The 4450-nt window shown below is 48.3% G+C and carries 5 protein-coding genes; 4 read left to right on the forward strand and 1 reads right to left on the reverse strand.

Translation table 11 applies throughout. From position 1 onward, the window contains the following. The first annotated feature begins 290 nt into the window (after positions 1–290). From H6F50_RS14370 to H6F50_RS14385, 4 genes are read left to right on the forward strand one after another with little or no spacing between them, the layout of a single operon-like run. Entirely contained in the window at positions 291–1046 is a 756-nt protein-coding gene (locus H6F50_RS14370) for an energy-coupling factor ABC transporter permease (RefSeq protein ID WP_190411034.1), read from the forward strand. A gap of 43 nt (positions 1047–1089) precedes the next feature. Beyond that, positions 1090–1479: a PDGLE domain-containing protein gene (locus tag H6F50_RS14375; RefSeq protein ID WP_190411035.1), complete on the forward strand. Its 390-nt coding sequence runs from the start codon at positions 1090–1092 to the stop codon at positions 1477–1479. A 19-nt stretch (positions 1480–1498) separates the two neighbouring features. After that, positions 1499–2272 (forward strand): cobalt ECF transporter T component CbiQ, encoded by a 774-nt coding sequence (gene cbiQ, locus H6F50_RS14380; protein ID WP_190429221.1) that lies wholly within the window; start codon positions 1499–1501, stop codon positions 2270–2272. Between the two features lie 25 nt (positions 2273–2297). Continuing rightward, entirely contained in the window at positions 2298–3083 is a 786-nt protein-coding gene (locus H6F50_RS14385) for an ATP-binding cassette domain-containing protein (RefSeq protein ID WP_190429222.1), read from the forward strand. Between the two features lie 86 nt (positions 3084–3169). Here H6F50_RS14385 and H6F50_RS14390 read toward each other — a convergent pair whose 3' ends face one another. Continuing rightward, positions 3170–4321, reverse strand: coding sequence for a CHAT domain-containing protein (locus H6F50_RS14390; protein WP_190429223.1), 1152 nt, complete (start codon positions 4319–4321; stop codon positions 3170–3172). Positions 4322–4450: the final 129 nt, after the last annotated feature.

Raw genomic sequence — 4450 nt, forward strand, 5'->3', positions numbered from 1 at the left:
GGAAATGATGTTGTAGGGTAGCCCCTGCAACATCATTTTTTGATTTCGCAATGTCCTGACGCGCAGATGCGATCGCTTATACACCTTGCGATCGCAGATTTTCTGAATCTCAGTCTTAGAGAGGAGGAGTATTCCTTCAAATTATGCCAAAAGTAACAGATTTCTTCACCATACAATGATTAACTTAAAAATCCTCAATGCCCCCCTATCGCATTGCTTTTTTTGAAAAATTTATGTTTTATTAGAGGGTTGGATTTATTAAATAATCTGGCAGTAAAGGACAATTTTTAATGATAATTACAGCCCCGCTCCCTAGTATTGTCTCCTCTGGCTTACTGCACTGGATAATACAGCCGCAGTTAGCCTTGCACATTCCAGATGGCTTCTTGAGCTTGCCCGTTAGCCTCGTGACATGGGTACTCGCCATCGGACTGATTGCACTCGCCCTCAATCGAGTGCAGGCTGACTACCAGGAACGGGCAGTTCCGCTGATGGGTGTGTGTGGAGCCTTTATTTTTGCCGCCCAAATGATTAATTTCCCAATTCCAGGGGGCACCTCCGGGCACCTGCTGGGTGGGACGCTCGCGGGAGTTTTACTTGGCCCGTGGGCGGGATCGCTCGTCATGGTGGCAGTCTTCATCGTCCAGGCAGTCTTGTTTCAAGATGGTGGACTGACTGTGCTAGGAGCCAACATCACCAATATGGGACTCATTGGCACCTTTGCGGGTTACTACCTCTACAAAACAATTCGCTTTGCCTTAGGACGGGATAACTGGCGGGGAATGTTAGTGGGTACGGCAATTGCAGCTTGGACAAGCGTGTTTATTGCCTCGATTTTGACAGCCGTACAACTGGCTTTGTCCGGAACAGTGCCCTTTGGGGTAGCCGTAGGGGCAATGGCATTTTGGCACGTCCTAATCGGCATTGGAGAATCACTGATCACCGTCGTAGCAGTGAGTTATGTATGGCGATCGCGTCCCGATCTGTTGTTCGATCCACCCCGCCGAGCTGTTTCCACTGCATCTCGTTCGTTGTCACAGCGTTAAGCACTGCGTGCATCTAGTTATATAGGGAAGGGATTAAACGTTTATGAGTAGCAACCTCTCGCGGGAACGCAACCGGGCTTTTGTCATCACTGGATTGGGTGTTGCCCTGCTGATTGCAATTTTTTTGTCTCCATTCGCTAGCTCAGATCCAGACGGATTAGACCGAGTTTCTCAGGATCTAAAGTTTGAGGATAAAGCAGCCGAAGAAGCACCCGCCCAAAAACTCCCCTTTTACGCTGTTTTTGAAGAATATGCCCTCAGAGGCGTACCAGAAGGACTTGCCACACCCTTAGCCGGTTTGATTGGAACCTTAACAACATTTGGTTTGGCTTGGGGGATTGGGAAGTTGGTGGTTCGCAATTCTGTTTCATCTTCCTCAGACTATGAAGTCCCCTCGTCCTCAGATAATCCAGATGGCCCCCTGGATAGCTAAGAACTAAAGCGTAAAGCGAATGCTGCTGCACATTATTGCCGTTCAATTAGATGCCGATAGCGATCGCAAAACTCCCTGGCACTCATTAGCACCCCGGACTCGAATCCTGTGTACGCTACTGCTTGTATTTGCGATCGCCCTGACGCCAAACGGACGCTGGTGGACTTGGGCAATCTATGGGTTAGGCGTGCTAGGCGTCGTTCTCCTGAGTCGAGTCACTTGGAGCATCCTGCTGAAGCGAATCGCCGTTGAGTTTGCTTTTATTGGCGTTGTACTGCTGGGCACTTTGTTTCGGGACGGCGGCGAGGTGTTGTGGTCTTGGGGAGTGCTACGGATTACTACCGTCGGGCTGATGGTTTTGGGTAGCGTGACCCTCAAGGCGTTACTCTCATTGATGATGCTAAATGTGCTGACTTTAACGACTTCTGTTCCGGCACTACTGAATGGATTAGTCGCCTTGCGAACCCCGCCTCTACTGGTGGCGATTCTCGCATCCATGTATCGCTACATTAGCGTCCTAATTGGGGAGGTTAACGCCATGCGTCGGGCAGCAGCCTCTCGCAACCTGATGGGCAGCAACCACTGGCAACGCCAGGTGATTGGCAACATGATGGGAACGCTATTTATCCGTACCTATGAGCGGGGGGAGCGGGTTTATCAGGCAATGCTGTCGCGGGGTTATCAAGGACTACCGCCTGTCGAGAAGGTGCCGTCGGGCGGACGCCGCGACATTGTGGCTTTAACCTTAACCGTAATTTTGGCATTACTGGGACAAGTGGTTTATTTATTCTAAAAATTTTTAATTTTTAATTTTTGCTATGCACCATAATCCAATATTTATCGAAAATCTTAGCTATATTTACCCCGACGGAACTCATGCACTCAGGGGAATTAATTTATCGATTAAAGCAACGGAACGGGTGGCATTAATTGGAGCCAATGGTTCGGGAAAGTCCACTTTGCAGTTACATCTGAATGGGATTCTCTTACCCGAAGAGGGAGAAATCATCATTGGAGAATGGCCTGTCAGAAAGGAGAATTTGCAAAAAATTCGGAATTTTGTGGGGCTGGTATTTCAGAATCCAGATAATCAGTTATTTATGCCCACAGTTTGGGAAGATGTTGCCTTTGGCCCAATGAATCAAGGCTTGCGAGACAAGGAACTTACCGCACGAGTGCTTCAGGCGATGGCAGCGGTGAATATCGATCCAGAACGCTATGGACAGCGGAATACAGATAATTTATCCGGAGGTGAAAAGAAGCGGATTGCGATCGCAGGCGTGCTGGCAATGAACCCCCAAGTGTTGGTATTTGATGAACCCTCGGCTCAGCTAGATCCCCGTTCTCGTCGCCAGTTGATCGAGTTGTTAAAAAGCTTGCCCCTGACGCAACTGATTGCTACCCACGACTTAGATTTAGCCTTGGAGTTATGCGATCGCACGGTAGTCTTGAGTCAGGGTCAGGTCGTCTACGATGGTGCAACGGAGCAGGTGATGAGCGATCCGGATTTCTTGGTTCAGCACTCTCTAGAGTCGCCCCTCTGCTACAGTCGTCCTTACTGCCAGCTTGAAGATGCGCCGGTAAAAAAGCGCGTTCTTGTTTGAAATCCACTACTTTTCGTCTGTAGGGGCATTGCCATGCCCCTTCCCAACGCGATAGGTTTAAAATCTTGCCGCTAATCTTGCCGCTACTATAGCCAATTCCCCACTAGCACGTAGGGTGCCCAGTAACGAGGATGCTGGTATCGCGGATTCTGCAACAGAGACAGCTGGGCAAACCGGAGTGCTTCCGCTTTCGTCTCCTTGGTATTGGTTAACTCTTGATAAAACTGACTCATCAGAAGGGCGCTACTCTCATCGTCCAGCGACCAGAGAGACGCGAGGGTACTCCGCGCCCCAGCGCGTACCGCAACCCCAGCCAGTCCTAAAGCCGCCCGTTTGTCCCCGGTAGCGGTTTGGCAAGCACTAAGGACGAGTAATTCGATTGCAGTCGGTCGGTTTGTATCTCTAATTCGGAGTAAATTATCTAACTGATTGACATTAATCCGATTATCCCAAGTCAGAATAAATGTCTCCTCAGCTTTAGAACTGAATTGACCGTGAGTGGCAAGATGTACGACTGGGAAGGAAACCGCATTCATTTCTTTTTGGAAAGCGGTACTGGTAAATTCCTGATTGAGCAGTACCGTAGTGGGCACTACAGATTTAATCTGATTTAATTCCAGGGTTACATTGTTGAGCGCAGCAAACCCTTGGCGAGATTCAGTAATTCCGGCAGTTAAAGCTTTGATTTTTCCCCGTTCTAAAGATTTGGGGCCGAGTAACTGCAACCCTGGAGTTAATGCAACGCCATACTTTTGGACCAGGTATTGTTGACCGTCGTAGAGTGCCGCCATCGGGATATTTCGCAAGGAACCATCGAGGACAAATACCAAAGTTTTAATGTTGCTAGCGAGATCCTGCGATGCAGGTAAAATCAACCAATCATAGACTTGCTTGGATAAAGCTTGAGTTTCTTTCAGCGTGTAAGGTTTGGTCAGTTGCTTTCGCAATTCTCCGACAATTCTTTCGACTTCACTCTGGCTGATATCAGTTTTGTAGTGGCGTAGCGGTTGTTGAGGTAATTTGAGAATGATTTCTAATCGGTCTGCCAAAATAATCGGATAGATGACTGCGGCGGTCGGATCGTCTTTATCGATGACTTGGTCGATTTGGACTGTTTTGCCTTGCAAACAAGCGGTGCGAAAGAAATTATCGAGTTCAGCAAGTTGCAGAGATTCGATGGTGTTATACCAATTTCCTATGAAGTTGCACTTAATAAAGCTGTAGTGATGTAATCCCATCCACAAATGGAGGAGATCACTTCAGGAGAGATGAGATCGAGAACCTCTTTCAACTTCTGTCGCAATTGCTCCAAGTTGGTGCAAGTTTCCCAACGCAAAAACTGCTTGAAATGTTGCCATAAGCGCTCG

It is taken from the genome of Coleofasciculus sp. FACHB-712, from assembly GCF_014695635.1.
Classification (GTDB): domain Bacteria; phylum Cyanobacteriota; class Cyanobacteriia; order Cyanobacteriales; family FACHB-T130; genus FACHB-T130.

Coding starts and splice junctions, on each gene's coding strand:
- H6F50_RS14375 (WP_190411035.1), top strand. CDS start 1,090: ATGAGTAGCAACCTCTCGCGGGAACGCAACCGGGCTTTTGTCATCACT.
- H6F50_RS14370 (WP_190411034.1), top strand. CDS start 291: ATGATAATTACAGCCCCGCTCCCTAGTATTGTCTCCTCTGGCTTACTG.
- H6F50_RS14390 (WP_190429223.1), bottom strand. CDS start 4,321: ATGGGATTACATCACTACAGCTTTATTAAGTGCAACTTCATAGGAAAT.
- cbiQ (WP_190429221.1), top strand. CDS start 1,499: ATGCTGCTGCACATTATTGCCGTTCAATTAGATGCCGATAGCGATCGC.
- H6F50_RS14385 (WP_190429222.1), top strand. CDS start 2,298: ATGCACCATAATCCAATATTTATCGAAAATCTTAGCTATATTTACCCC.